Genomic DNA, 2,149 nt, shown 5'->3' with positions numbered 1-2,149 from the left:
CTTTTTCTTCCGGTGTAAAATTTCTTCTCTTTTCCATAGTTCCATTCTAACTTATTTTGGCCGTTTTGTCTGTCTTAATTTCTGGTATCATTATACAATGCCATCCAGGCATCATAATCCGAGGTACAATTGTTGGAATGCACCATGGCCACCAGTTTGCCGTCGGGGGTAGTCACCAGGTCCAGTTCAGGATAAACCGCAGACAGTTCCTTTTCCAGAACCACCATGGCAAAAACCGATGTTCCGGCCGATACATTACCGGTGCGAACCGCCACGCTGTTGGTGGCTGTCATACCGGTACCGGCGTCACCTTCAGGCGGACAGAACGGAATACCGGGTTTCAGTTGCCCGGTAACATCCAGAAGCCTTGCTCCTTCTTCGGTAAGCGTTCCGGCGTTCTGACCTGCCACCAGAACCTTGGGCAGGATGTTTTCCAGGCGCCATGGATAGTTCTTCGGCTTCACCAGCTCATTGAACTGCTCGATCATTTTGGCGTTAAAATCGCTCTTTTGGATATCGATGGGGAACATGCCCGACGCGTCGTCGATGCCCAATACCCTCTGGCCCGTCAGCTTCCAGTGGACATAGCCGGCCAATGTGGTGATAAAGTCAATTTCGGGTATATGATCCTCCCCGTTCAGGATGGCCTGATAGAGGTGAGCTATGCTCCATCTTTGAGGAATGGGATAGTTGAAATACTTCGTCAGAAACTCGGACGCCTGTCCGGTAATGGTATTGCGCCAGGTACGGAAATTGGTCAGAAGCTTTCCGGACTTGTCAAAGGGCAGATAGCCGTGCATCATGGCGCTGATACCAATAGCCCCGGCAGTTTGGAGCTTGACACCGTATTTTGCCTCCACGTCCTTTACCATGTTGCCATAGCTGTCCTGCAAGCCCTTCCAGACATCCTCCAGATCATACGTCCAGATATTGTTGACGTATTTGTTTTCCCAGTTATGATTTCCGGAGGCAATGGGTTCATTGTTGGAATTGACAAGAACGGTCTTGATGCGGGTTGAACCCAGTTCGATGCCAATCGCAGTCCTGCCATTAATGATGTCATTTCTGATATCGCTCAGATTCATAAAATTACCCCCAAATACTGGACTGATATTTACCTATCCGGTTCCCGAAGGCAGGAAACACGGCAGAGTCCTATTTCTGGCCATAATAGGCGTTTGCCCCGTGCTTGCGCAGGAAATGCTTGTCCAAAAGCGCCTGATCCATCGGACCGATTCCGGGAGACAACATGATGGTCTTGAAGGCCATGGTTGCCACCTCTTCAAGGATAACGGCATGCTCGACGGCATCCATGGGATCCTTTCCCCAGGAAAAAGGTCCATGCTGGTTCACCAGGACAGCAGGTATATCCAATGGATTCTTACCCATGAATGTCTCCACTATCACATTGCCGGTTTCTTCCTCGTAAGCGCCGCGGATCTCTTCCTCGGTGAGTTTCCTGGTGCAGGGCACTTCCCCATAGAAGGTATCGCCATGGGTGGTACCCAGGGCCGGAATGCCTCTGCCCGCCTGAGCAAAGCTGGTTGCCCAGTTGGAATGGGTATGGACGACACCGCCTACACCCTCAAAATGCCTGTAAAGAACAAGATGCGTGGGAGTATCGGAAGAAGGTTTCAGGTTGCCCTCAACAACCTTTCCATCCAGGTCGACCACAACCATGTGCTCGGCCTTCATCTCATCATAGGCCACGCCGCTGGGTTTGATAACCACCAAGCCTTTGCTTCTGTCTATGCCGCTTACATTTCCCCATGTCAGCTTTACCAGGCCATATTCCACCAGAGCAAGATTTGCCCTGTACACTATTTCCTTCAATTCCTCCAACATAGTATGTCCCTCCTTGCTGCATATATTATTTCCGCTTTCATCAATCTGCCGGCATCCATGAGCCGAAGCTTTACGGCAAGCCCGATCCATTTTTTTCGTCTCTTGGGCAATCATAGAGCCACTTTGCCTTTCGCAGGTCTGATAAAAGCTTAACACAGTCTTAGCTTACCATATTTTATTGATACTTGTACATACGCGATATGCCCGCATGTCTTTATCGTATGATAATTTCACCCTTAAGATTATCGCGTGAATATTTCACCCCCCACATATATTTGATAGTCTTAAAGGATGGTATACACAA

1 protein-coding gene and 1 pseudogene are annotated in these 2,149 nt (G+C 49.3%); both read right to left on the bottom strand.

Annotated features, from left to right (window positions below; all coding sequences use genetic code 11):
- Positions 1–86: 86 nt before the first annotated feature.
- Positions 87–1,085, bottom strand: a pseudogene (locus F3H12_RS12975) (FGGY family carbohydrate kinase); the annotation flags it as partial.
- 70 nt (positions 1,086–1,155) lie between these two features.
- On the bottom strand, positions 1,156–1,845 hold the full coding sequence (gene araD / locus F3H12_RS12970) for an L-ribulose-5-phosphate 4-epimerase (RefSeq protein ID WP_149679732.1): 690 nt from the start codon (positions 1,843–1,845) through the stop codon (positions 1,156–1,158).
- Positions 1,846–2,149 lie beyond the last annotated feature (304 nt).

It is taken from the genome of Thermoclostridium caenicola (assembly GCF_900142095.1).
Lineage (GTDB): Bacteria > Bacillota > Clostridia > DSM-8532 > DSM-8532 > Thermoclostridium_A > Thermoclostridium_A caenicola.
This window is presented reverse-complemented; position numbering and strand designations above follow the sequence as displayed.

What these genes read in the sequence shown, in the direction of transcription:
- araD (WP_149679732.1), bottom strand. Translation starts at nt 1,845, where the DNA reads ATGTTGGAGGAATTGAAGGAAATAGTGTACAGGGCAAATCTTGCTCTG.